Annotated in this window: 16 protein-coding genes; 10 read left to right on the top strand and 6 right to left on the bottom strand. The window is 67.4% G+C overall.

The window, feature by feature from the left end:
* Positions 1–78: 78 nt before the first annotated feature.
* The gene (locus ABDW57_RS03465) at positions 79–1,446 is read right to left on the bottom strand and encodes a FecR family protein (protein ID WP_343728806.1); all 1,368 of its coding nucleotides are present in this window, start codon (positions 1,444–1,446) and stop codon (positions 79–81) included.
* Between the two features lie 198 nt (positions 1,447–1,644).
* On the opposite strand from ABDW57_RS03465, the gene ABDW57_RS03460 reads away from it, so the two are divergent.
* From ABDW57_RS03460 to ABDW57_RS03425, 8 genes are all read left to right on the top strand, one after another.
* Complete coding sequence (locus ABDW57_RS03460; RefSeq protein ID WP_343728805.1) at positions 1,645–3,480, top strand: adenylate/guanylate cyclase domain-containing protein; 1,836 nt, start codon at positions 1,645–1,647, stop codon at positions 3,478–3,480.
* Positions 3,477–4,721 (top strand): tetratricopeptide repeat protein, encoded by a 1,245-nt coding sequence (locus ABDW57_RS03455; RefSeq protein ID WP_343728804.1) that lies wholly within the window; start codon positions 3,477–3,479, stop codon positions 4,719–4,721. Before ABDW57_RS03460 ends, ABDW57_RS03455 begins: the two co-directional genes overlap by 4 nt.
* Positions 4,722–4,752: 31 nt before the next feature.
* The gene (locus ABDW57_RS03450; RefSeq protein WP_343728803.1) at positions 4,753–5,532 is read left to right on the top strand and encodes a Crp/Fnr family transcriptional regulator; all 780 of its coding nucleotides are present in this window, start codon (positions 4,753–4,755) and stop codon (positions 5,530–5,532) included.
* A gap of 197 nt (positions 5,533–5,729) precedes the next feature.
* Positions 5,730–6,527 carry an ABC transporter permease gene (locus tag ABDW57_RS03445; protein WP_343728802.1) on the top strand — a complete coding sequence of 266 codons (798 nt, stop codon included), beginning with the start codon at positions 5,730–5,732 and terminating at the stop codon, positions 6,525–6,527.
* Positions 6,527–7,747, top strand: coding sequence for an ABC transporter ATP-binding protein (locus tag ABDW57_RS03440; RefSeq protein WP_343728801.1), 1,221 nt, complete (start codon positions 6,527–6,529; stop codon positions 7,745–7,747). The genes ABDW57_RS03445 and ABDW57_RS03440 overlap by 1 nt, the downstream gene beginning before the upstream one ends.
* A complete protein-coding gene (locus ABDW57_RS03435) occupies positions 7,744–9,099 on the top strand; it encodes a class I SAM-dependent methyltransferase (protein WP_343728800.1) in 1,356 nt (451 codons plus the stop codon). The genes ABDW57_RS03440 and ABDW57_RS03435 overlap by 4 nt, the downstream gene beginning before the upstream one ends.
* Before the next feature lie 3 nt (positions 9,100–9,102).
* The gene (locus ABDW57_RS03430; protein ID WP_343728799.1) at positions 9,103–12,909 is read left to right on the top strand and encodes a glycosyltransferase; all 3,807 of its coding nucleotides are present in this window, start codon (positions 9,103–9,105) and stop codon (positions 12,907–12,909) included.
* Positions 12,910–12,939: 30 nt separating this feature from the next.
* Positions 12,940–15,048, top strand: a complete 2,109-nt coding sequence (locus tag ABDW57_RS03425; RefSeq protein ID WP_343728798.1) for a hypothetical protein — start codon at positions 12,940–12,942, stop codon at positions 15,046–15,048.
* Between the two features lie 9 nt (positions 15,049–15,057).
* Here ABDW57_RS03425 and ABDW57_RS03420 read toward each other — a convergent pair whose 3' ends face one another.
* From ABDW57_RS03420 to ABDW57_RS03405, 4 genes are all read right to left on the bottom strand, one after another.
* Entirely contained in the window at positions 15,058–16,716 is a 1,659-nt protein-coding gene (locus ABDW57_RS03420; protein WP_343728797.1) for a hypothetical protein, read from the bottom strand.
* Positions 16,713–17,117, bottom strand: a complete 405-nt coding sequence (locus ABDW57_RS03415) for a GtrA family protein (protein WP_343728796.1) — start codon at positions 17,115–17,117, stop codon at positions 16,713–16,715. The genes ABDW57_RS03420 and ABDW57_RS03415 overlap by 4 nt, the downstream gene beginning before the upstream one ends.
* Complete coding sequence (locus ABDW57_RS03410) at positions 17,114–18,079, bottom strand: glycosyltransferase family 2 protein (RefSeq protein WP_343728795.1); 966 nt, start codon at positions 18,077–18,079, stop codon at positions 17,114–17,116. Before ABDW57_RS03410 ends, ABDW57_RS03415 begins: the two co-directional genes overlap by 4 nt.
* Positions 18,080–18,206: 127 nt before the next feature.
* Complete coding sequence (locus ABDW57_RS03405; protein WP_343728794.1) at positions 18,207–19,688, bottom strand: DEAD/DEAH box helicase; 1,482 nt, start codon at positions 19,686–19,688, stop codon at positions 18,207–18,209.
* Between the two features lie 145 nt (positions 19,689–19,833).
* Here ABDW57_RS03405 and ABDW57_RS03400 point away from each other — a divergent pair, with 145 nt between their 5' ends.
* Entirely contained in the window at positions 19,834–22,917 is a 3,084-nt protein-coding gene (locus ABDW57_RS03400) for a diguanylate cyclase (protein ID WP_343728793.1), read from the top strand.
* Positions 22,918–22,924: 7 nt separating this feature from the next.
* Positions 22,925–23,107 carry an oxidoreductase-like domain-containing protein gene (locus tag ABDW57_RS03395; RefSeq protein ID WP_343728792.1) on the top strand — a complete coding sequence of 61 codons (183 nt, stop codon included), beginning with the start codon at positions 22,925–22,927 and terminating at the stop codon, positions 23,105–23,107.
* A gap of 58 nt (positions 23,108–23,165) precedes the next feature.
* Here the strand turns inward: ABDW57_RS03395 and ABDW57_RS03390 are convergent, their stop codons facing one another.
* Positions 23,166–24,866, bottom strand: a complete 1,701-nt coding sequence (locus ABDW57_RS03390; RefSeq protein WP_343728791.1) for a methyl-accepting chemotaxis protein — start codon at positions 24,864–24,866, stop codon at positions 23,166–23,168.
* Positions 24,867–24,958 lie beyond the last annotated feature (92 nt).

The raw sequence follows: 24,958 nt of genomic DNA, 5'->3' as shown, positions 1-24,958 counted from the left end.
ATCGCGCGGTTTTAAAAACAAAACGCAGGCAAACTGCCTGCGTTTTTTAATGTCATATTTAATTCGCGTCTATGCTTATTATCTTTTCCAGGAGGTCGCGCCAATCACCGTGGTATTCGGGTAACTGGTGTTTTTGAATATGTACGCCGCCTCTTCCACATTAGGACCGGACAGGTAGCCGCGGATCTGCGTGGCCGAGTTAGAGGTATTGCTCATCACGCCTTTGTAATCGACCAGGCCGCGGCCGGAAATATCGTATTTGTCCACGCCGGACGATATTCCTAGATCGGTGGTAAATGAGCGGTCGACGAAATTAATACTCAGCTTGCCCGTATCGACCACCGCGCGCATTTGCGCGGCGCCCGGCTTTTGCACATAGGCTTCGCTATTGGCCAGGTTAAACGCCACTGTGCCTTCGGTCGGCATCACCAGCGTCGCGCCATTGGTGCGGGCGATGGCATAGTCCCCCACAAAGATTGGGGTTTCCACATTGTTGTTCTTGATGGCCGCCGGCATCACGGCGGCGCCGGCCACACTGGTCCAGCGGCCCCAGAACACTTCCTGGGCCTTGGGCGGCAGCGGCGCCGGCGGCTCCACCACCGGCGGCACCACCACCACTGGCGGCTCCACCGGCGGCGGCGTCACCACCACCGGCGGCGGCAGCGCGCTGTCGACACCGTTGTTACCGGTGGACTGGCCGGCCGGCCGCAGCGCATCGAGCGACAAGTCGGAACGGCGTGGATCGAGGTTGACCTGGGCCGGAGTCAGCACGGCCGCCTGGGTGACCTTGCCGACCGGCTCATCCGCCCGCGGCTTCTCGCTCTGGTCGGGCGCCAGCGCCGGATTGTTCAGCAACTGCGGCGTCTGCTGCCCGCGCTGCACCTGCAACAGCAACCCGGCCTGGCCGGCAAACAGCTCGCGGCTGGCGCGGCCCTCGCACGGGCCGACGCCGGACGCCACGCAGCTGTCCGAGAACGGGCTCATCACCACACCGCCGGACATCACCTGCACGCGCGAGGTCTGGCTGTCGGTGTAGACCACAAAGTCGGTGCCGCGCACGCCGATCGCGGCCACCGGCGTGTTGAAGCGGAAATTCTGGCGCGCCTGCTTGACGCCGTGGCCGGAAATGGCGCGCGCCACCCCCTGCGACAGTTCCAGCTTGACGCGGGTATTGCCGGGATTTTGCTGATCGATCTGATACGCCACCACCCGCGCCTTGCTGTTGGGACGCAAGATCAGGAAGCCGCTGTCGACCGTTTTGACATAGATATAACCATCCGCACCGGTAGTCAGGTCGTCGCCTTCCTGCACGGCAGCGTCCAGCACAGCCGCGCGGCCGCCAACCTGGGTTTGTCCGGTGACGAACACCACCCGTCCGGCCTCGGCCGCAAAGGCCAGGCTGGCGGACAACAGCAGGATGGCGCCGATGGTATAGTTGCGTAACATAAATTTCTCCTTATGCCGTATTGTCCGCTGAATCCGGCATAATTCCGTGATCGGCGTCACATCTTACAACTATTACAGTCTGTTACAAAGGTGGGGACACGGGCTACTCCCACCACGCTGATACGGTTATACTAGTGCTTTTAGGCATGTTGTATTTATAGCAGCACCCCTCCGGCGTGCCGGTTTTTCCCCTTATCCATGACCAGACCGGTACACCACAGCGCCCGCCTCACCACCCAGCTATTGCGCAGCCTGATCGCAGGCGCAGCCATCGCGCTGTGCCTGCTGCCGCAGCTGCCTGCGGCGCCAGCCTGGTTGCACGCCGGCGACGAATGGCTGCGCGACCGCTTCCTGCGCCTGCAGGCCAGCACCCAGCCGGACAACCGCATCCTGGTGGTCGACATCGATGAAGCCAGCCTGGCCGAACAACCGTGGCCGTGGCCGCGCAGCCGGCTGGCCGACCTGATCGAACTGTTGCTGGGCGCCGGCGCCAAGGGCGTGGCGCTCGACATCCTGCAGGAAAAACCGGGCGACCCCGGCGGCGATGCGCGGCTGGCCATGCTGGCCCAGCACGGCCCGCTGGTGCTGGCGCAAATGTTCGACTACGTGCCGCGCCGTCAACCGCTGGCGGCCGGCCAGCTGGGCGGCGGCCAGCCCGCGCCCACGCCGGGCGCGGCGCTGGTGGCCAGCGGCTACCTGGCCAACCATGCCGGCCTGGCGGCCGCCCGGCACATCGGCAACATCGGCTTTGTGCCGGACCCGGACGGCATGCTGCGGCGGGTGCCGATGAGCACCTGGTTCCAGGGGCGCAGCTACCCCACCCTGTCGCGCGCCCTGCTCGACTGCTGCGCCGGCGGCCCGGCCCTGCCGCCACCGCAGGGAGCGATGCGCGTGCCCTACCGCCGCAGCTTGGCCGCCTACGACGTGGCCAGCGCGCGCGAGGTGTTGAACGGCGCGCTGGCGCCGGCCGACGTGGCCGGCCGCCTGGTGCTGATCGGCTCCTCCTCGCTGAGCATCGGCGACCGCGTGGCCACGCCGCTGGATGAATCCATGCCCGGCCTGGCGGTGCACGCAGCCATGCTGAGCGCTCAGCTGGACGCCCAGGCCGGGCTGGCACCCGCCCCGTGGCCCGGGCGCCTGCTGGCCGTGCTGTACACGCTGGGCGTGGTGCTGGGCGTCAGCTACGCCCTGCCGCGCCTGTCGGCGGCGGCCAACACCGCGCTGCTGATGGGCAGCGCGCTGCTCTGGCTGGGGCTGGCTTACCTGATCACCCCGCACGACCCGCTGCTGGCGCCGGCCGCGCCGCTGCTGTCCATTCTGGTATTGCTGACGCTGGCCGTGCCCTTCCACTGGCAGCAGGCGCAGCAGCGCTCGCGCCAGCTGCTGGGCACCCTGCGCCAGTATGTGGCGCGCGATGTGGTGGACGAACTGTTGCGCAGCGACCTGCAAGATCCGCTGGCGCCGCGCCTGCTGCAGGTGACCACCCTGATTGCCGACATGCAGGGCTACACCAGCCAGGTCGAGTCGCTCTCGCTGGACGAGGCCGCCCGCCTGACCACCGACTTCCTCGACTGCCTGACGCGCCCGGTGCTGGCCATGCACGGCACGCTCGACAAATACACCGGCGACGGCCTGGTGGCGTTCTGGGGCGCGCCGCTGCCCAACCCCGAGCACGCCGACCTGGCGCTGGACGCCGCCCGCCAGATCCTGCAGGAAGTGGCGCGCTTCAGCGCCCGCCGCGCGCAGCGCGGCCTGGCGCCGCTGCGGGTGCGCATCGGCATTGAAAGCGGGGCCGCCATGGCCGGCGACTATGGCACCAGCGCGCGCAGCATTTATACGGCGGTGGGCGACAGCGTCAACACGGCAGCCCGCCTGGAACAGGCCGCGCGCGACTTCCCGCACGACGTCATCATCGGCGCCGGCACGGTGGCGCAAGCGCGCCGCCACCAGTTCATCGCGCTGGGCGAACACCACCTGCGCGGCAAGGAAAAACCGCTGCAGCTGTACACGCTGGCGCCGGAGGCGGCCGCATGAGCGCGCGCTGGCGCCTGCTGCTGCCAGCCCTGCTGCTTGCCCTGGCGGCAGGCATGGCCACGGCCGCGGACAACGACGCCGCCGGCGAGGCCCCGGGGCCGCAGGAAGAGCTGTACCAGGCGGCCTTGCGCGCGCTGGCCGAGGGCCGCCCCAACGACGCCACCGACATGCTGTCGCGCCTGATCGAGCAGCAGCCGCGCCACGCCGGCGCCTGGCTGGAACTGGCCATCACCCAGTGCGATCTCGGCAACGCCGACGAGGCGGAACGCCTGTTCCGCCAGATCGAGCAGCGCTTCAATCCGCCACCCGGCATCCTGGAGGTGATCGCCACCCACCGCGCGCGCGGCTGCCAGCGCCTGGACAGCGTGCGCCCGGCCTCGTGGCAGCTGGCGGTCGGCCGCGGTCACGACAGCAACGTCAACCAGGGCACCTATAACTCCAGCTTCACCATCGGCGGTACGCCGGGCGAGCTGACGCCCGAATTCCTGCCGCACGCGGACAGCTACCAGGCGCTCAGCGCCTCCTACGTGCGCCCGCTCAACGCCGTCGGCAGCATGGCCATCGTCCAGCTGTACGACCGCCGCAACGACCACGAGCACAGCCAGGACAGCGCCTCGGTGCTGGCCGGGGTGGAACACGCGTGGACGCTGGGCCGCTGGCGCGCGCGCGCCACCGGCGCCTACAGCGCCATCACCCTCGACGGCAAGCTGTACCAGCGCCAGGAACAGGTGCAGCTGCGCGCCTCGCCGCCCGTCACGCTGCCGGACAAGCTCGATTTCGCGGCCATGCTCAACGTCAGCCACGTCAGCTATCCCTCGCGCCCGGCCTACGACGGCAACACGCTCGAGCTGGGCGGGGTGCTGAGCTACCGCGGCAAGGCCGACCAGGGCCAGTTCATCCTCAGCAAGCTGCACGACAATGGCAGCAGCGCACGGCCCGGCGGCAACCGCGACGGCTGGTACGCCAGCGCCCAGTGGTACACCGTGCTGGGGCGCGACCTGTATGGCGAGGCGGCGCTGAGCCAGCAGTTCTGGCGCGGCAGCAGCGTGTACTCGCCCGACCTGGTGGACATCGTGCGGCGCCAGCACACCACCAGCGCGCGCGCCGCGCTGCAATGGTATTTCCGCCAGAATCTCAGCCTGCACCTGGAAGGGCGGCTGGTGCGCAACCGCGAGAATATCTCGCTGTTCGAATATAATAGTCGCGCGCTGCAACTGAGCTTGCGCTGGGATAATTTCTGAACGCCCCGCCGCCGCGCGCGACCGCTCAACCATGACCACGACCAAGAAAAAACAAGCTGACGCCATTGCCGACGAACTGGTGACGACCGCCCCGCCCGGTCCGGCGGGCGCCGACGCGGCCCTGGAGCCGGGCCAGGTCAACCTGCAGGTGCACTTGCGCAAGATCCCCCTGCTGGCCGAGCTGAGCGAGGAGGAAATGCAGCGCGTCAAGGCCGACATGCGCATCCGCCAGTACGCCAAGCGCGAGGTGGTGCTGCAAAAGGGCGCCTCCGGCGACAGCCTGCTGTTCCTGCTGAGCGGTTCGCTGCAGGTGGTGGACATCACCGAGGACGGCCGCGCGATCGGCCTGCGCATGCTGGCGCCGGGCGACTTCTTTGGCGAGATTGCCGTCATCAACGGCTCCATGCGCTCGGCCTCGGTGGTGGCGCTGACCCCGGTGCTGGTGGCGCTGCTGCCGCGCCAGACCGCGCTGCACCTGTTTGCCCACTCGCCGTCGGTGGCCAACCACATGCTGCGCTTCCTGGCCGCCAAGGTGCAGCGCGATTCGGAATTCCGCGCCCTGCTCAGCATCCACAACACCTCGCGCCGCATCTACACCTTCATCGACCTGCTCAAGGAAAAGAAGGAAGGCGACCTGCACGTGGTGGAAAACCTGCCGACCCACCAGGATATCGCCAACATGATCAACACCAGCCGCGAGACCGTGACCCGGGCGCTGCTCACCCTGACCCAGCAGGGCATCATCAAAAAAGGCACGCACCGCCTGATCATCGTCGACCCGGAAGCGCTGCAAAAACTGGCCCAGCCGTGAGCGCGTGGCACTGTGCAACCACTTGTAACACGGCCGGGATTGCCTTTCTCACCATGTTATAATCGGCGCCTTTTTTACTCTCCGGCGAGCGCCTGCAGCGGTGCCGCGCACGGTCGCTGGCCGCGCCGCCGGATCTTGCCCCACATGATCAACACTGCAATCCAACCAGCGGCCGCCCACAGCGACGGGAGCCGCCCATGATGGCCGCCATGCTGGGCGGCGTGTGGCGCTACCGCGGCTTCATCGCCGGCAGCGTGCGCCGCGAATTCCAGGGCCGCTACCGCAATTCCCTGCTCGGCGCGGCCTGGACCGTGCTCAACCCGCTGGCCATGATCGTGGTCTACACCGTCATCTTTTCCCAGGTCATGCACAGCCGCCTGCAGGGGGTGGACACGCCGTTCGCCTACAGCGTCTACCTGTGCGCCGGCGCCCTGACCTGGGGCCTGTTTGCCGAGATCACCTCGCGCAGCCAGGGCGTGTTCATTGAAAACGCCAACCTGATCAAGAAACTGCAGTTTCCCCGCATCTGCCTGCCGATCATCGTGGTGCTGAACGCCGGCGTCAACTTCGCCATCATCTTTGGCCTGTTCACCGCCTTCCTGGTGGTGTCGGGCAACTTCCCCGGCTGGCCCTACCTGGCGCTGGCGCCGGTGCTGCTGGTGATGGTGCTGTTCGCCATCGGCATTGGCATGATCCTGGGCGTCTTCAACGTCTTCTTCCGCGACGTCGGCCAGTTCTACACCATCCTGCTGCAGTTCTGGTTCTGGTTCACGCCGATCGTCTACCCGGCCAGCGCCCTGCCGCCCGAAATCCGCGCCCTGCTGGGCTGGAACCCGATGGTGGCGGTGGTCGGCGCCTGCCAGACCATCCTGGTCAACGGCCAGTTGCCGCAGTGGGGCAGCCTGCTGCCGGTGACCGTGCTGGCCCTGCTGTGCTGCGCGCTGGGCCTGCACCTGTTCCGCAAGCGCGCCGGCGAAATGGTGGACGAACTGTAATGGGCAGCATCCTCGTACACGGCCTGGGCAAGGCCTACAAACAATATGCGCACCGCTGGAGCCGGCTGGGCGAATGGCTGCTGCCATGGCGCGGCCCGCGCCACCAGCTCAAGTGGGTGCTGCAGGACATCAGCTTCACCCTGGCGCCGGGCGAGGCGGTCGGCATCATCGGCATCAATGGCGCCGGCAAGAGCACCCTGCTCAAGCTGATCACCGGCACCACCCAGCCGACCAGCGGCCGCGTCAGCATCAGCGGCCGCGTGGCCGCGCTGCTGGAACTGGGCATGGGCTTCCATCCGGACTTCAGCGGCCGCCAGAACGTCTACATGGCGGGCCAGCTGCTGGGCCTGTCCGTGGACGAGCTGCACGCGCTGATGCCGGAAATCGAGGCGTTTGCCGAAATCGGCGACTACATCGACCAGCCGGTGCGGGTCTACTCGTCCGGCATGCAGATGCGCCTGGCCTTCAGCGTGGCCACCGCGCGCCGGCCCGACGTGCTGATCGTCGACGAGGCGCTGTCGGTGGGCGACGCCTATTTCCAGCACAAGAGCTTTGAGCGCATCCGCGCCTACCGCCAGCAGGGCACCACCCTGCTGATCGTCAGCCATGACCGCGCCGCCATGCAATCGATCTGCGACCGCGCCATCCTGCTCGACCGCGGCCGCCTGGCGCTGCAGGGCACGCCCGAGGAAGTGATGGACTACTACAACGCCCTGATTGCCGAGCGCGAAGGCGCCACCGTGGCGCAGGTGCGCACCGCCGAGGGCCGGGTGCAAACCACCTCCGGCACCGGCCAGGCCAGCGTCACCGCCATCACGCTGGAAAACCAGGACGGCGCGCCGCTGGAGGTGGTCAATGTCGGCACGCCGGTGACCCTGAAAGTGCAGGTCCGGGTGCACGCGCCGCTGCCACGCCTGGTGCTGGGCTATATGATCAAGGACCGCCTGGGCCAGCCGATGTACGGCACCAACACCCACCACATGCAGCAGGCGCTGGAGCAGGTCCAGGCCGGCGAGACCATCGAATACCGCTTCCGCTTCCCGCTCAACCTGGGCGCCGGCAGCTATTCGATCACCACCGCCCTGACCAGCAACGAAACCCACCTGGCCGACAACTACGAATGGCGCGACCTGGCGCACCTGTTTATCGTCATGAATATGAACCGGCGCGAGTTTGTCGGCAGCAGCTGGCTGGAACCCGAACTGGAGATCGTGCGATGAGTTTTTACCGGGCCTTCGAAGACCGTTACCGCGGCAGCCGCGCCACCATCACTCAGCGCCTGCGTGCCTATCAGCCGTTTGTGGCGCCGCTGGCTGAGGCGGGCGGCGCCGACGCGCTCGACCTCGGCTGCGGCCGCGGCGAATGGCTGGAGCTGCTGGGCGAATACGGCCTGCGCGCGCGCGGCGTCGATCTCGACGACGGCATGCTGGCCGCCTGCCGCGAGCGCGGCCTGCAGGTCGAGACCCGGGACGCCCTGGCCGCCCTGCGCGCCGCGCCCGCTGACAGCCTGGCGCTGGTGTCGGCGTTCCACCTGGTCGAGCACATCCCGTTTGACATGGTGCGCGCGCTGATTGCCGAAGCGCTGCGCGCGCTGCGCCCGGGCGGCCTGCTGATCCTGGAAACGCCCAACCCGGAAAACCTGGTGGTGGGCGCGTCCAGCTTTTACATGGACCCCTCGCACCTGCGGCCGATCCCGCCGCCGCTGCTGGCCTTCGCCGCCGAACACGCCGGCTTTGCGCGCCACCAGATCGTGCGCCTGCAGGAAGCCGCGCAATTGCACACCGCGGCCCGCATCGGCATGATCAGCGTGCTGGAAGGCCCCAGCCCGGACTACAGCGTGGTGGCGCAGAAGGCCGCGCCGGCAGCGCAGATGGCCGTGCTGGACGCCGCCTTCGCCACCGAATACGGCATCGCGCTGGCGCCGCTGGCGCAGCGCTACGACCAGCAGCTGGCGCACGACAACGCCGAACTGCACCACGCGCTGGGCCGCCAGGCCGAACGCCTTGACGCCGCGCATGCGCGCCACCAGGCCGACCAGGCCGACAACGCGCAGCGCGTGCGGCAGCTGGAGCAACAGCAGCAGCAGCTGGCGCAGTTGCACCAGCAGCTGGCGCAGCGCCTGCAGCAGACCGCCGAACACCTGCACGAAACCCAGCAGCACCTGCACCACGCCTCGGTGCTGTTGCAGGAAACCACCCAGAAAGCCGACGCCATGGGCAAGCTGGCCACCGAGCTGCTGGCCAGCACCTCGTGGCGCATCACCGCGCCGCTGCGCGCCGCTGTCACGTTTGGCCAGCGCGCGCGCGGCTGGGCCAAGCGCCAGGCGCGCAGCGCCGTGCTGGCCGGCGGCCGCTGGGTGCTGCGCCATCCGCGCATCAAGCGCGTGCTGCGGGCCCTGCTGACGCGCCTGGCCCCGCGCCTGCAGGCGCGCCTGATGCGCAGCATGCTGCAGGCCAGCGCCGCCACTCCGGTGCCGCTGCGCCAGGAAGAGGCCGGCATGCTGTCGCCGCGCGCCGCGCGCGCCTACCAAGAACTGACCAGGGCGGCGCAGCAAGCCGCCAGCAAGGAATAAGCTGTGCGTATAGTCATCGATTTGCAAGGCGCCCAATCGGAAAGCCGTTTCCGCGGCATCGGCCGCTACTCGCTGGCGCTGGCCCTGGGCGTGGCCCGCAACGCCGGCACGCATGAAGTCTGGCTGCTGCTGAACGCCGGCCTGAGCGCCTCCATCCCCGATCTGCGCGCCGCCTTCGCCGGCCTGGTGCCGCCGGAACGCATCCGCCTGTTCGACGCGCCGGCGCCCAGCGCCGAACAAACCCCGGCCCATGGCCCGCGCGCGCGCGCCGGCGAACTGCTGCGCGAGTACGCGCTGGCCCAGCTGCAGCCGGACGCGGTGCTGGTCACCAGCCTGTTTGAAGGCTATGTCGACGACGCGCTGGTGTCGGTCGGCCGCTTCGACCACGCCAGTTTTACCGCCGTGGTGCAGTACGACCTGATCCCGTTCCTGAATCCGGCCGCCTATCTGGCGCAGCCGTCGCAGCGCGCCTACTACGAGCGCAAGATCGCCTCGCTGCGCCAGGCCGGCTTGCTGCTGGCCATTTCCGACTACTCGCGCCAGGAAGCCATCGAGGCGCTGGCGCTGGCGCCCGAGCAGGTGGTGTCGATTTCCACCGCGGTGGACGACATGTTCCAGCCGGCGCCGCCGGATGCTACCGCCGAAGCGGCGCTGCGCGCGCGCTTCGGCGTCACGCGCGAGATGCTGATGTACGCGCCGGGCGGCTTTGACGCCCGCAAAAATATCGACGGCCTGGTCAGCGCCTTCAGCCTGCTGCCGGCGGACGTGCGTGCGCGCCACCAGTTGCTGATCGCCAGCAAGTGCGACCAGCACGAGCGCCAGCAGCTGGAAAACCACGCCCGGCAATGCGGCCTGGCAGCGGACGAACTGATCATCACCGGCTATGTCGACAACGATACCCTGATCGCCCTGTACCGCGCGGCCGCGCTGTTCATCTTCCCGTCCAAGCACGAAGGCTTCGGTCTGCCGGCGCTGGAAGCGATGGCGTGCGGCGCGCTGGTGATCGGCGCCAACAACACCAGCATTCCGGAAGTGATCGGCTGCGAGGAAGCGCTGTTCGACGCGCTGGACCCGGCCGCCATCGCCGCCAAGATCGCCGCCGTGGTGAGCGACGACGCGCTGCGCGCGCGCCTGCGCGCGCACGGCCGCGTGCAGGCGGCCAAATTCAGCTGGGACCACAGCGCCCGGCGTGCCCTGCGCGCGCTGGAAGCCGAACATGCGCGGCGCGTCGCAGCCGCCGAGGCGGCCGTGGCCGCGGCCGTCCAGCCGGGCGCCGCCCGGCCGCGCGTCGCGCTGGTGTCGCCGATGCCGCCGGAACAAACCGGCGTGGCCGACCACGCCAGCCGCTTGCTGAGCGCGTTGCTGCCCTATTACGACGTCGACCTGATCGTCAACCAGCCCCAGGTCACGCTGCCGCCGGAAACCGCGCACGTCAAGTGGTATGACGCCGCCTGGTTGCGCGCCCATGCGGACGACTACCAGCACATCGTCTACCAGATCGGCAACAGTCCCTTCCACAGCTACATGCTGCCGCTGCTGCAGGACCATCCGGGCGTGGTGGCGCTGCACGACTTCTTCCTGAGCAGCATGCTGTCCTATGAACAGGTCAACGGCGCCATGCCAGGCGTGTGGAGCGCCGCCGCGCTGCATGCGCACGGCTATGCCGCCCTGCGCGACAGCCTGCAGCCGGACGGCATGCAGGCGGCGCGCGACCGCTGGCCGTGCAACCTGCAGATCCTGCAGCAGGCCAGCCACGTGATCGTCCACTCCGACTATGCGCGCCAGCTGGCGGCCGAGTGGTACGGCCCCGAGGCGGGACGCGACTGGAGCCTGGCGCACCTGCCGCGCGCGGTGCCGGCAGTGCACGACCGCGCAGCCGCCCGCGCCGCGCTGGGCATCGCCCCCGACGCTTTTGTGGTCTGCAACTTCGGCTTCATCGGCCCCAGCAAGCAGTGCCTGGAACTGCTGCAGGCGTGGCTGCGCTCCAGCCTGCACCAGGACCGCCAATGCCAGCTGATCTTTGTCGGCGCCAACCACGGCGGCGACTATGGCCTGCGCATCACCGACACCATTGCCGCCGCCAAGGCCCAGCAGCAGGTGCGCATCTCGGGCTGGATTTCCGAGCAGGACTACCTGCATTACCTGCAGGCGGCCGACGTCGGCGTGCAGCTGCGCACCACCTCGCGCGGCGAAACTTCCGCCACCGTGCTGGACTGCCTGGTCTACCAGCTGCCGACCATCATCAACGCCAATGGCGCCATGGCCGAATTCCCGCCGCACGCGGTGTGGCGGCTGCCCGACCAGTTTGAGGAAAGCGAACTGATCGCCGCATTGGAAACCCTGCGCCACGACGGCGCGCGCCGTGCCGAACTGGGCCGCGCCGGCCAGGACCTGATGCGCACGCGCAACAGCTCCGAGCGCGTCGGCCGCATGTATTACGAGGCCCTGCAACGCGACGCCCAGCGCCGTGCGCACAGCCGCGGCGCCCTGGCGCACGCCCTGCTGGCCACGCCGGGCCTGGCCGACAGCGCGCAGCCGGCTGAAAACGAGCTGATGCTGCAACAGCTGGCGCGCTGCCTCGGCAACGCCCCGGACGCGCTGGCGCCGCGCCAGTTGCTGGTGGATGTCACCTCGATCGCCCGCCATGACCTGAAAACCGGCATCGAGCGCGTGGTGCGCAACCAGCTGCTGGAACTGCTGCAACTGCAGGCCAGCGGCTGGCGCGTGGAACCGGTCTGCCTGAGCAACGAGGACGGCCGCTATCGCTACCGCTACGCGCGCAACTACGTGGCCGGCCTGCTGGGCATCGCCGCCACGCTGCACGGTCCCGATCCGCTGCTGGACGTGCAGGCCGGCGACGTCTACTACAACGCCGACTATGCACCGCACGCGGTGATGGCCGCCGCCCGCGAAGGCGTGTACGCCGAGCTGCGCGCGCGCGGCGTGCGCCTGAATTTCCTGGTGCATGACCTGCTGCCGGTGCTGCGGCCGGAATTCTTCCCGGTCGGCGCCGACGCCGTGCACGGGGCCTGGCTGCACTGCGTGGCCGGCATGGCCGACCGCATGATCTGCATCTCGGCCGCGGTGGCCGACGAGTTGCGCGACTGGCTGACGGCGGAACACGCCGCACGCATCCCGCCGCTGGCGGTGCAGCACCACGGCGCTGACCTGGCGGCCGGCGCGCATGCGGCCGGCGCCAGCGCGCCGCAGGCCGAACTGCCGCTGCTGCGCCAGCTGGCCGGGACGCCGATCTTCCTGATGGTTGGCACCATCGAACCGCGCAAAGGCCATCTGCAGGCGCTGGACGCGTTTGAGCAACTGTGGCGCGACGGCGTCGCCGTCCATCTGGTGATCGTCGGCAACGAGGGCTGGAAGGGCCTGGCCGACAGCGAGCGCCGCACCATCCCGGCCATCGTCGCGCGGCTGCGCCAGCATCCGCAACAGGGCAAGCAGCTGCACTGGCTGCAAGGCCTGGATGACGACGCGCTGCAACAGGTGTACCGCGCCAGCAGCTGCCTGCTGCAGCCAAGCGAGGGCGAAGGCTTCGGCCTGCCGCTGATCGAGGCGGCCCACTACGGCCTGCCGCTGCTGGCGCGCGGCCTGCCGGTGTTCCGCGAGGTTGCCGGCGCCCACGCCCACTACTTTGACGGCATGGCTGGCGCCGACCTGAGCGAGGCGATCCGCAGCTGGCTGACCTTGCACGCGCGGGGCCAGGCGCCGCGCTCGGACGGCCTGCCCTGGCTGACCTGGCAGGCGCAGGTGCAGCAATTGCTCAAGGTGCTGGCCGGGCCAGACGCCGGACAGGCCTGACGTTCCCCCATCATGAAGGAAAAAAACAGCATGGATAAAAGTGCCGAGATCGCCAATGGCACACGCCACGGCGCCTGGGAAAAGTGGCTCACGGCCGGCGTGTGCATGGTGGTGGTGGCGGTGTTCTTCCGCCAGCAGATCTGGAACCAGTTCAGCTTTTTGTCCGGCGACCGCCATGACGGCGTGATTGTGGTCGCGCTGCTGGAACACTGGTTCAATGTCTTCAAGGGGCTGGCGCACTGGGCCTCGCCCAACTATTTCTTCCCCTACGATAAGACGCTGTCATACAACGACGGCTATTTCCTGTACGGCTGCATTTATTCGGTGTTCCGCGCCCTCGCGATCGATCCGATGCTGGCGACGGAACTGGTGAATGTGACCCTGAAAGTCATCGGCTTTGCCAGCTTCCTGCTGGCGGCGCGCCGCATGCTCGGGCTGCGCTACGAGTGGGCGCTGCTGGGCGCCGTCCTCTTCACCATCAGCAACCAAACCTATTTGCAGATCGTGCACGCGCAGATGCTGGCGGTGGCCTTTGTGCCGCTGATTGCGCTGTTCCTGCATGAAGCTTATCAGGCGCTGCTGCACTCGCAGCGCGGGCGCTTGCTGCGCCATGGGGCGCTGGCCGCCCTGCTGTTTGCCGCCTTGCTGATGACCAGCGCCTACACCGCCTGGTTCTTTGCGCTGTTCTTGTCGATCATGTTTGGCTTGCAAATCGCCTGCCTGCGCGGCGCCGCAGCTGCCCGGCTGCGCAGCGCGCTCACGCAGCACCGCAGCACCGTGCTGCTGATCGGCCTGATCGGCGTGCTGGGCCTGCTGCCCTTTGCCCAGGCCTACGTCTTCGGGCATCACGGCCGGCGCGCCTGGGAAGAAGTCCTGGTGCACAGCCCGAGTATTCTGGACAGCATCAATGTCGGCACCAACAATTTGCTGTTTGGCGATGTATTCAACTTCCTGAGCAGCCACTGTGCAGCGTGCGACATCGGCAACGGCGAACGCGAAAGCGGTATCGGCCCCATCCTGCTGCTGCTGGCCATGGTGGCCATCGTGAGCGTGATCGCGCGCAGGCTGCGCGGCGGCACCGACCAGCCCGGCTTACTGCTGGGCATGGCGCTGGCCTGCGCGGTGACCTGGCTGCTGACCGTCCGCGTCGGCCCCTACACGGGCTGGTTCCTGGTCCACAAGTTCTGGCCGGGCGGCAGCGGCCTGCGGGTGGTGGCGCGCATATTCATCGTGCTGTCGGTGCCGATGATTGCCCTTGCCGTTTGGTATCTGTCGACCAGGGCCGCCCGCCGGGGGCGGGTCGCCGTGGGCGCTGTGTGTGCGCTGCTGATCGCCGAGGAAATCAACCTCAGCCCCACTGTCGGCCAGGACCGCTACCAGCAGTTGGACCGCTCGGTGGCCATCCCGGCGCCGCCGCCGGGATGCCGCGCCTTCTTCACTACCGAATCGCCCGACTCCGACAACAGCGAAGGCGCGGCCTTCGTGCCGGCATCGCTGACCCACAATGTGGACGCGATGGTGATTGCCGAACTGGTGAATCTGCCCACCATCAATGGCCACGCCAGCTTTACGCCGCGCGACTGGAACTTCGACGCGCCGACCCGCGCCGACTACCAGGCCCGCGTGCTCCAGTATGCGCAGGCCCACCATATCGCCGGCCTGTGCCGGCTGGACCTCAACAGCAAGCAGTGGGCAACCGATCTGAACACGCCGCGTTCGACGATGACGCTGGCCTACTGGGATTTCGCCAGACCGACCGGTGTGGACGGGGTCACGGTGGATGGCTTTGACCTGCCGGAACCGTTTGGCAGGTGGAGCAAGGGCAATCGGGCCAGCATCCGCTACCATTTGCCGGCCGCGCTGCCGCAGGCCAGGATGGCGCGCATCACCTTTGCCGCCGCGCTGGTCAAAGGACGCCATCTGCAAACAGTGCGCGTCACCGTCAACCATGGCGCCGCGCACCAGCTGGTATTTGTCGGCAGCGCGCGGCGCGTGGTCGACATCGCGCTGCCAGCCGGCATGCCACAGGACGGGGTGATCGAGTTTGCGCTGCCGGACGCCATCTCCCCGCGCGAGCTGTCGCTGAATGACGATGCAAGGCAGCTGGCAGTCGGCTTGAAAGCGGTGGAACTGCGCTAAAGTTGCCGCTCAGTTGCGCTGCCGCAGATAAACCGGGCACAGCATGTAATCATGCCGGTTCTTACCCACGGCAGCGGCATACTCCACGCACTGCTCCGGCGCCATCCGCAGGCCATAACGGCCCAGCACCAGGCGTGGCAGCAAACTGCGCGGCGCTTCCTTATAGCTCGTGTGCAACATGACATAGTAGGGACCGCGACGCGCGGCCAGCATGGCCGCCACCCGCTCCCGGTAGGCAGCCGATTCCGGGAAGCCCGATCCCAGTGAAACAAACGCCAGCTCCCTGGGGAAAGAAGGAATGAGCCAGCTCATGGGTGGATCGCCGTGCACCGTAAACACCAGATTGTCGCGCGGCGCCGCCAGCGCCGGCACCTCGGCCCGGAATGCCTGCTGGTCCCAGCCCGCGTGCCCCCAGTCGCCCGGCGGCACAGCGGCCAACGTCAGCAGCACCACCGCCGCCACCGCCCCGCCCGACGACGCCAGGCGCGGGGCCAGCCCTTCCAGCAGCAGCCATAACAGCAAAGGCGCCAGCAACTCCAGCGGAATCAGGTAACGATAAATACTGAACAGATGGAGCCACAGCAAGTAGACCAGCACGGCAAAGGCAAACAGGAAGCGCACCTCGCCGCGCAGCGGCGTGGTGGCCGGCAGGCGCAGGACCGCAGGACGCGCCTTCACCCACGCCAGCGCGAACGCCAGCACGTACAGCACCGGCCAGATAACCAGACTGAACTTGATTTCCGAGATGCTGTTGGGCATCAGGTAAAAGAAGAACGGCCAGAACACTTTCTCGGCCCAGCCTTGCGGCAGCCAGCCGGTGTCGCCGATCCCCAGGGGAGAGGCCAGCGGCGCCTGGAAGTAGTTGTTAAACTGGGGGAACAAGGGATTGCCGAACACCTGCCACATGCGCCAGTACCAGTGGCCGGCGCTGAGAGCAATCCCGCCCAGCACCCCCAGGCCGAACACAAACGGCTGCTGCAGGCGGCGCCAGAACGGCAGCGGCAGCACCGCCACCATGGCCAGGCACATGGCCAGCGCGTGGATGGCGTTGGTCAGCTTCAGCCCGGTCCCGATCCCGATCACCAGACCGGCCAGCAACGCCACGCGCAGGCCCGGCTGGCCACCCTGCTGCAAGCGCGCCCAGCCCCGCAACAGCAGCAGCAGTGCGCCCAGCACAAACAGCGCGGTCAGGTTGTCGCCCATCGAATTCCCCACCCCGGAGAGGAAGCCCGGCTGCAGGCAGCCGGCAAGCGCCAGCAGCACCGCCGCCAGCCGGTGCGACGCCGTCGGCAGCGCCAGACGCGCAATGGCCAGCACCAGCACGGCATTCAGGCCATGCAGCCAGCCCATCAGGAAGCCCACCATCTGTGGCCGGCACACTTGCTGCAGCCCGTAGTAAAGCAGATCCAGCGTCGGGTTGAAATAGCTTTGCCACTGGCTCGGTGCGAGGTCGTAACCGATCCTGGCGTTCAGCAGCGCGTAGGGGGTGTAGTAGTGATAATTCAGCAAATCCCAGTTATCGTCCTGGCCGTAACTCAGCGATACCAGGCCGGACAGGATGGGCAGCAGCAAGGCCGTGCCGACCAGCATGGCGTTGCTGTCGAGCCGCCGCCAGCACCGGGCCAGCAAGTCCGCCAGCGCCGCCCCCTGCCGTTGCCAGAACTTCATGGCCGGGTCGAGCGCCGGAACACGAAATACTTGGCGCCGACGAAATTGACGCTCATGCCGGCCAGCGAGCCGGCGGCCACCGCAGCCAGCGGCAGCAGCGGATGGGGCGGCAACAGCGCCACCACAGCGCTGTACGCGCCATAGTTAACCAGCCCGCCGCCCAGCATGGCAAACAGGTAGCGCCACCATTCACGCCAGGCCGATTCCCCCGCGGACGCCGCAAAGGTGTAGCGGCGGTTGATGCGCCAGGTGGCATACACCGCCGCCAGGAACGACAGCACGCGGCCGGCGTAATAGCCCAGACCAATGCCCAGCGCCAGGTACAGCACGCAGACATCCACCACCAGACCGGCCACGCCGGCCACGGCAAAGCGCAGCAGTTCGCTCCGTGTCCGGCTCATGCGACGCTGCGGATGTCGCGCCGCACCTCGTAGTGCGGGGCCGGGATTTGCAGGTAAGCAAAGCGCTTTTGCTCGATGCGGCCACGGGTGACGGTGTCCAGGATCAGGCCGCAGCCCAGCAGCATGGCCGCCAGCAAGCCCAGTCCCACGCACAGCACGGCGGTCGGCAGGCGCGGCACCAGGCCGGTCTGCAGATAGGTGTCCAGCAGCGGCAGCGCCAGCCCCAGCGACAACAGCAGACTGGCCAGCGCGCCGATCGAAAAGAACGCCAGCGGCTTTTCATTCTTGAACAGCTTGAGAATCATCCACAGGATGCGGAAGCCGTCGCGATACGTGTTGAGCTTGCTGACCGAGCCTTCCGGGCGGGCGCCATAGCGGGTGGCCACCTCCGCCACCGGCATGCGCAGTTCCAGTGCGTGCACGGTCAGCTCGGTTTCGGTTTCAAAGCCGGCCGCGTGGGCGGCGAAGGACTTGGCGTAGCGCCGCGAAAACACGCGGTAGCCGGACAGCATATCGGTGAAGGTGTTGCCGAACACGGTGGCGACAAAGCCGGTCAGCATCTTGTTGCCGAAGCGGTGGCCGAAGCGGTAGGCCTCCTGCTCGTCGGTGACGCGGGTGCCGACTACCATGTCCAGGCCCTCGGCCAGCAGTTTTTCCGCCAGCTGCGGCGCCACGCTGGCGTCGTAGGTATCGTCGCCGTCGACCATGATGTAGATGTCGGCGTCGACGTCGGCAAACATGCGGCGGATCACATTGCCCTTGCCCTGCAGTGGCACGCTGCGCACGATGGCGCCGGCCTGGCGGGCCACGGCAATGGTGTCGTCGCTGGAATTGTTATCGAACACATAGACCGCCGCCTGCGGCAGGCAGGCATTGAAATCGCGCACGATATTGCCGATGGTCAGGGCTTCGTTATAGCACGGCACGATGACCGCGATCCGCTGGTTGCTGAGTATGCTCACGTTGGTATAGTCGCTTAAAACTGCTTCAGGAAAGGCTGGGCATGACGCCGCGCCGCTACTTGCATAGTTGGCAAGGCGGCGCATTATACCGCTGAAACCGCCCCATACAAACTCAGCTTACAGCTGGTTACAGCGCCCCGCTCTTGGGCGCGCCGCCCAGCAGGAAAGCCAGTTTCGGCTTGGCCTTGGTGATGGAACTGGCAGCGGCCGGCGCCGCCGGGGCCGGCGCGGCGCTCTGGCTGGGCTCGTAGGGCTTGAGGAACCACGGATCGACCTTCTCGCGCCGCGGCGCGGCGCCGGGGCCCATGCTGCGCGGGCCGCGGTCGGCCGCGCGGCCGGCCGGGCTGCGGCCGAGGTCTTCGCTGCGGCGCGGCCGGCGCTCGCTGCGCTCGTCGGCAAATTCGCCCGGCGTGAAGCCGACCGGCTCGGCGCGCTTGATGGTCTGCTTGATCAGTTTTTCAATGTCGGCCAGCAGGCGCTCGTCCTTGTCCGAGTAGATCGAGATGGCGTCGCCGGAGGCGCCGGCGCGGCCGGTGCGGCCGATGCGGTGCACATAGTCTTCGGCGTTGTACGGCAGGTCGTAGTTGATCACGCACGGCAGGTCGGAAATGTCGAGCCCGCGCGCGGCGACGTCGGTGGCCACCAGGATGTCGATCTCGTTTTTCTTGAAGGCGTCCAGCGCGGCCATGCGCTCCTGCTGGCTGCGGTCGCCGTGAATCGCCACCGCCTTCATGCCTTCGCGCTCCAGTTCGCGCGCCAGGCGCGAGGCGCCAAGCTTGGTGTTGGAGAAGATGATCACCTGCTTCAGCGCACGCTGGCGCAGCAGGTGCGCGGTCAGCGCGTGCTTCTGGTTTTCCGCGATCTTGTACACCACCTGGGTGACGGTGTCGGCGGTCTTGTTGGCGCGCGCCACTTCAATCGTGACCGGGTTGTTCAGGAAGGTGTTGGCCAGCTTCTTGATTTCCGGCGAGAAGGTGGCCGAGAACATCAGGTTCTGGCGCTGCTTCGGCAGCAGGTTGATGATGCGCTGCAGGTCCGGCAGGAAACCCATGTCCAGCATGCGGTCGGCCTCGTCCATGACCAACATCTGCACCTGGTTCAGGCTGATATTCTTTTGCTCCACGTGGTCCAGCAGACGGCCCGGGGTGGCGATGACGATTTCCACGCCCGCCTTCAGGATCACGGTCTGCGGCTTCATGTCCATGCCGCCGAACACCACGGTCGAGCGCAGCGGCGTGTGCTTGGCATAGGCCTTGACGTTGTCGGCCACCTGCACCGCCAGCTCGCGGGTCGGGGTCAGGATCAGCGCGCGCACCGGGTGGCGCGCCGGCGAGGTGCTGCTGCTGGCGTGGGCCAGCAGCATCTGGATGATCGGCAGCGAGAAGCTGGCGGTCTTGCCGGTCCCGGTCTGGGCCGCGCCCATCACGTCACGGCCCTGCAGCAGCACCGGAATGGCCTGGGCCTGGATCGGCGTCGGGTGCTCGTAGCCCTGATCGTTCAAGGCGCGCAGGATGTCCGGCGACAGGCCGAAATCGGCAAAACGAACGGGGGCGGGAGCGGCGGCGGCCGGCTCGGGAAGGGACGGGGTGGTGATCTCGGTATCGGACATAATCTGGACGGATGGTGAAGCGCCGTAAACTATACCCTAATTTCTGGCAACTGCGCTAAAAAACGGCAGCTTTTATCACGAAACCATTGCATCAATGGCATGTATAATAGCCTTTCTGATCAGAAACCAGTTGACCCGCTCCCCCATGCAAGTCCCGCTAACGGCCCTGCGCCGCGTCCTATTGCTGTGCATTTTGCTGGCTGTCAGCCTTGCCAGCGCCGCCCCGGCCCCCTCGCTGCGCTTCAAGAAACTCGGCCCCTTGGGCGGCGACGAGCCGTCCATGCTGTCGTTGATGCAGGACCGCAAGGGCTTTATCTGGGTCGGCACCCACACCAACGGCCTGTACCGCTACAACGGCTACCAGGCAGTCCAGTACATCAACAACCCGTCCGATCCGACCAGCCTGCCGCACGACCGGGTGTCGGCGATTTTCGAGGACAACCAGGGCCGCATCTGGGCCGCCACCCAGAACGGCCTGGCGCGCTTCAACCCGGAGACCAACAACTTCACCACCTTCACCACCGACCAGGCGCCCAAGAACCACCGCATCGTCAAGAACATCATTTCGGATGGCAAGGACGGGCTGTGGATTGGCACCTGGGGCGGCCTGCAGCACTTCGATCCGAACCGCGGCAAGTTTGACGCCATCTACGCCCACGACGAGCGCGATCCCGACAGCCTGGCCAGCAACGACCTGAACGCCCTGGCGCTGGACGCCAAGGGCGGCCTGTGGATCGGCACCTGGCCGGGCGGCATGGATTACCTGGCGCCGGGCGCCAAGGTGTTCAAGCACCACCAGGTCGACCCGGCGCCGAGGCCGGACGCGCGCGTCAACATCGTGCGCGCGCTGCAGTTCGATCGCTCCGGCGCGCTGTGGATCGGCACCGAATCGGGCGTCATCCGCTGGGACGGCAAGAGCGACTGGGACACCCGGGTGGCGATCCGCTCGCCGTACAGCCGCATCACCAACTTCGGCCTCGACAACAAGGGCGTGCTGTGGGGCACCACGCTGTCGGCCGGCCTGCTGCGCTGGAACGAGGCCAACGGCGAGTTCGACCAGTTTGTCCATGCCGCCGACGACCCCTACAGCCTGCCCGGCGACAATCTGCGCGCGGTGATGCAGGACCGCGGCGGCATGCTGTGGATTGCCTCGTTCACCGACGGCATCGCGCTGGCCAATCTGTCCAGCGAAGGCTTCACCCGCCACGTGCCGTTCCGCATCGACAGCCGCTCGGCGCCGGCCAGCAACGCCCTGCTCAGCCTGGCGCGCGCACCGGGCGGCAAGATCTGGCTGGGCGGTAACGTCGGCATGAGCTTGTACGATCCGGCCACCAGCACCGTGGTCCGCAGCTACCGCGCCGACGACAAGACGCCCGGCAAGCTGTCGCACTCCATCATCTACAGCATGTACCAGGATGACGAGGGCAAGGGGCCGCTGTGGCTGGGCACCTCGAACGGCCTGAACCGCCTGGACACGCCGGACAGCCCGTTCCAGGTGATCCACTTCGGCAACACCGCCAGCGATTACATCAACGCCATCGCGCCTGGCGCCGGCGGCGTGCTGTGGCTGGCCACCGGCAACAGCCTGATCCGCTACGACACCCGGACCGACGCCCGCAAGATTTACTACAACGACCCGCAAGACCCGACCACGCGCAGCGTCAACGGCACCTCGGCGGTGCTGGAAGACCGCCAGGGCCGGGTGTGGGCCGGCTCCGAGTGGAATGGCGGCGGACTCGACCTGCTGGACCCGGCCACCGGCAAGTTCCGCCACTTCCGCTATTCCAGCAAGAACGTCGGCGGCCTGAGCGACGACAACATCGCCAGCCTGCACGAGGATGCGCAAGGGCGCGTCTGGGTCGGCACCGGCAAGGGCCTGAACCTGGTGGAATTCAAGCCGGACGGCGCGATCAGCTTCAAGTCCTACGCGGCCGGCATGCGCGCGGCCAAGATCCTGTCCATCCAGCACGACAGCGAGGGCAAGATCTGGTGCAGCACCATCGCCGGCCTGTACCGGCTGGACCCGGACAACGGCAAGATCACCCTGTTTACCGCCTCGGACGGCCTGACCGAAGGCTTCACCGTCAACTCCTCGGCCTATGGCGCCGACGGCACGCTGTTCTTTGGCGGCGTGCACGGCATGACCGCGGTGGTGCCGGCCAAGGTCAAGACCAGTTCGGTGCCGCCGCAGGTGGCGATCACCGACATCACCGTGTTCAACCACTCGCTGCAGAATGGCCAGCCGGCCGAGAACGTCAAGGCCGAGGGGCCGGTCACCGCGCCCACCGCGCTGACGCTGTCGTCGCAAGCCTCGGTGTTTGCGCTGGAGTTCGCCGCCCTGCACTACACCGAGCCGTCCGGCAACCGTTATTCGTATCAGTTGCAGGGCTTTGACCGCGACTGGGTGGAGACCGATGCCAGCCACCGCACCGCCAGCTACACCAATCTCAATCCCGGCAAGTATGTGTTCCGGGTCAAGGCGGCCAACCACCTGGGCGTGTGGAACGAGCAGCCGGCCACGCTGCACATCACCATCACGCCGCCGTTCTGGCAGCGCTGGTGGTTCCGTTCCGGCCTGGCGGCGCTGGTGGTGGGTTCGCTGGTGCTGGCCTACAAGACCCGCATCAACCGCCTGACGCGCCACCAGACCGAGCTGGAAAACACGGTGGCCGCGCGCACCGCCGAGCTGGAGGAATCCAACCGCAAGCTGGCCGCGCTCAGCACCACCGACGGCCTGACCGGCGTCAGCAACCGGCGCGGTTTCGACCTGGCGCTGGAAGCCGAATGGCGGCGCGCGGCACGCACCGGCCAGACGCTGGCGCTGTCGATGCTGGACGTGGATTACTTCAAGAAGTACAACGACCACTACGGCCACCTGGCCGGCGACGCGGCGTTGCGCACGGTGGCGGAATTGATCACCACCCACGGCCGCCGCACCAGCGACCTGGTGGCGCGCTATGGCGGCGAGGAGTTCGCGCTGCTGGCGGCCGCCACCGATCCGGCCGACGCGTTTGGCGTGGCGGAGGACATCTGCGCCGAGCTGGCGCGGCGCCGGCTGCCGCATGCGCAGTCGCCGTTTGGTATCATGACCATCAGTATCGGCGTGGCGGTGATGGTGCCGACCGAGGACAGCTCGCCGCAAGACCTGGTGCGGGCCGCCGACCGCGCCCTGTACCGCGCCAAGGAAAAAGGACGCAACATGGCGCTGCTGGCCATGCCGCCGATGTGAGTATGCAATGAACGATGATGATCCAAAACCGCAGCCGCCGGAGCCGCCCGCGCCTGGCGACTGCTGCCATAGCGGCTGCACCTACTGTGTGGAAGACCTGTACCAGGAAGCGCTGGACAAGTACCGCGCCGAGCTGGCCGCCTGGCAAGCCCGCCAAAGTCATTCCGGCGAAAGCCGGAATCCATGCTGAGTATGCGCCGTCGCCAGCCCTGCCGGGGTCAGCCCCGGCGCAGGCCTGCCGCCCTGGGCTAGAACGCCTCCCACTCGTCGCCGCCAACCGCCTCCTTGACCGGTTTCTTCAGCGCCGGCCGCGCCACCACCGGTGCCCTGGCGCTGGCCACCACCGCCGGCGGCACGGCGGGCTGGCGCGGCGCTGGCGCCCGCGGCGCGGCCTGGGCCGTGGCCAGCAGCTTGAACACGCTCACCACCTCGCTCAGGCGCGCCGCCTGCTCCTGCATCGATTCCGCCGCTGCCGCCGCTTGCTCCACCAGCGCCGCGTTCTGCTGCGTCACCTGGTCCATCTGCACGATGGCGGTGTTGACCTGCTCGATGCCGGCGCTCTGCTCCACGCTGGCCGAGGTGATCTCGCTCATGATGTCGGTCACGCGGGTGATGCTGGTGACGATTTCGTTCATGGTCTCGCCGGCCTGATTGACCAGCGCCGAGCCGGTCTCCACCTTCTCCACCGAATCGCTGATCAGCAGCTTGATGTCCTTGGCCGCCGCCGCCGACCGGTGCGCCAGGTTGCGCACCTCGCCGGCCACCACCGCAAAGCCGCGGCCCTGCTCGCCGGCGCGCGCGGCCTCCACTGCCGCGTTCAGCGCCAGGATATTGGTCTGGAAGGCGATGCCGTCAATCACCGCAATGATGTCGACGATCTTGCGCGACGATTCATTGATCGAGGCCATGGTGCCCATCACCTGCCCCACCACATCGCCGCCCTTGAGCGCGATGCCGGAGGCCGACTGCGCCAGCTGGTTGGCCTGGCGCGCATTGTCGGCGTTTTGCTTGACGGTGCTGGTCAACTCCTCCATCGAGGACGCCGTCTCTTCCAGCGAGCTGGCCTGCTGCTCGGTGCGCGCAGATAAATCCTGGTTGCCGCTGGCAATTTCGGACGAGGCGGTGGCGATGGTATCCGTGCCATGGCGCACCTGGCTGACCAGGCTCTGCAGGTTGCCGGTCATGTCCTTCAGGGCTTGCATCAGCTGCCCGGTTTCGCAGGCGCTTTTCACATCGATCGAACGGGTCAGGTCGCCATCGGCCACATCGCGCGCCAGCGACACCGCTTCCTGCAGGGGCGCCGCCACTATGCGCGCCACCCACATGGCCAGCGCCATGCCGATGCCGATATTCAGCACCAGCAAAATAATCGAGGTCATGCGCGCGTTCTGAAAGGTGGCGGTGGCGTCATTGCTGGCCTGGTCGCCGCCGTCGACATTGATCTTGACCAACTGGTTGACGTTGTCGGTCATCAGCCCCAGCGACTTGGCCGAGGTGCCGGCCGCCAGTTCGCGCGCCTCCACCTTCTTGCCCTCGCGCGAGAGCGCGATCATTTTTTCGTGGTCCACCAGGAAGGCCGCCAGGTTCTTGTCGAACTCGGTTGCCGTGGCTTTTTCCTCGGGGCTGGAGATGAGTTTTTCGTAGGCTTCGCGGTGCTTTTTGAGTCCGGCCAGGGCGTCGCTCAGGCGTTGCTCATACATGCCGACCGACTCCGGCTTGTCATTCAGCATATGGGACAGTTCCCAGCGCCGCACCTCGCCCAGATCGGTGCGCAACTCCATCACCGCGCGCACACTGGGCATCCAGTCTTCCGCCAGGTCGCTGGAGGCCTGGTTGACGCGGTTCATCGATGCGATATTGCTGACGCCGAGCACCAGCGTCAACAACAACACGGCACCGAAAGCAACCATCAGTTTGGTGGCAATTTTCAGATCATAAAACCATTTCATGGCTCGTCTCCTGATCGCTGCGGCTGGCCGTCCAGTATGCAACTATCAGGAGCGCCATGCCAGCGCCGCGCTGCTGCTGTGTATTCCCAGCA

It is taken from the genome of Duganella sp. (assembly GCF_039595735.1).
Classification (GTDB): Bacteria; Pseudomonadota; Gammaproteobacteria; order Burkholderiales; family Burkholderiaceae_D; genus Rugamonas.
Note: the sequence above shows the minus strand (reverse complement) of the source record. Positions and strands in the feature narration are given on the sequence as shown.

What these genes read in the sequence shown, in the direction of transcription:
- ABDW57_RS03465 (WP_343728806.1), bottom strand. Translation starts at nt 1,446, where the DNA reads ATGTTACGCAACTATACCATCGGCGCCATCCTGCTGTTGTCCGCCAGC.
- ABDW57_RS03460 (WP_343728805.1), top strand. Translation starts at nt 1,645, where the DNA reads ATGACCAGACCGGTACACCACAGCGCCCGCCTCACCACCCAGCTATTG.
- ABDW57_RS03455 (WP_343728804.1), top strand. Translation starts at nt 3,477, where the DNA reads ATGAGCGCGCGCTGGCGCCTGCTGCTGCCAGCCCTGCTGCTTGCCCTG.
- ABDW57_RS03450 (WP_343728803.1), top strand. Translation starts at nt 4,753, where the DNA reads ATGACCACGACCAAGAAAAAACAAGCTGACGCCATTGCCGACGAACTG.
- ABDW57_RS03445 (WP_343728802.1), top strand. Translation starts at nt 5,730, where the DNA reads ATGATGGCCGCCATGCTGGGCGGCGTGTGGCGCTACCGCGGCTTCATC.
- ABDW57_RS03440 (WP_343728801.1), top strand. Translation starts at nt 6,527, where the DNA reads ATGGGCAGCATCCTCGTACACGGCCTGGGCAAGGCCTACAAACAATAT.
- ABDW57_RS03435 (WP_343728800.1), top strand. Translation starts at nt 7,744, where the DNA reads ATGAGTTTTTACCGGGCCTTCGAAGACCGTTACCGCGGCAGCCGCGCC.
- ABDW57_RS03425 (WP_343728798.1), top strand. Translation starts at nt 12,940, where the DNA reads ATGGATAAAAGTGCCGAGATCGCCAATGGCACACGCCACGGCGCCTGG.
- ABDW57_RS03420 (WP_343728797.1), bottom strand. Translation starts at nt 16,716, where the DNA reads ATGAAGTTCTGGCAACGGCAGGGGGCGGCGCTGGCGGACTTGCTGGCC.
- ABDW57_RS03415 (WP_343728796.1), bottom strand. Translation starts at nt 17,117, where the DNA reads ATGAGCCGGACACGGAGCGAACTGCTGCGCTTTGCCGTGGCCGGCGTG.
- ABDW57_RS03405 (WP_343728794.1), bottom strand. Translation starts at nt 19,688, where the DNA reads ATGTCCGATACCGAGATCACCACCCCGTCCCTTCCCGAGCCGGCCGCC.
- ABDW57_RS03400 (WP_343728793.1), top strand. Translation starts at nt 19,834, where the DNA reads ATGCAAGTCCCGCTAACGGCCCTGCGCCGCGTCCTATTGCTGTGCATT.
- ABDW57_RS03395 (WP_343728792.1), top strand. Translation starts at nt 22,925, where the DNA reads ATGAACGATGATGATCCAAAACCGCAGCCGCCGGAGCCGCCCGCGCCT.
- ABDW57_RS03390 (WP_343728791.1), bottom strand. Translation starts at nt 24,866, where the DNA reads ATGAAATGGTTTTATGATCTGAAAATTGCCACCAAACTGATGGTTGCT.